Genomic DNA, 235 nt, shown 5'->3' on the forward strand with positions numbered 1-235 from the left:
TCGTTCGCCAGAAGTTCGCACACATCGTCGTGCGAACGGTTCATCACACGTGGAAGATCGAGCCGCGCAAGCGCCAAGCGGAGGAGTCGCGTTTCGCGCGCGCAGCGCGCGCTTGGACTCGTGTCAATAACTGTACGCAGGACGCCGCCGCGTCGGCGGCCGAGATAGACGACTGGCTCGCGGACTATGACCGCGCCGAACACGTCTCGGCGGGCACGAGTGCGCCAGATCCGGC

Annotated in this window: 1 protein-coding gene; it reads left to right on the forward strand. The window is 66.0% G+C overall.

Annotated elements, in window-relative coordinates:
• The coding region (locus SB724_RS21825) for a hypothetical protein (RefSeq protein WP_410573167.1) at positions 1–235 on the forward strand (235 nt) is incomplete at both ends.

The sequence above is a fragment of the Bacillus sp. SIMBA_031 genome, assembly GCF_046535225.1.
GTDB classification, from domain to species: Bacteria; Bacillota; Bacilli; order Bacillales; family Bacillaceae; genus Bacillus; species Bacillus velezensis.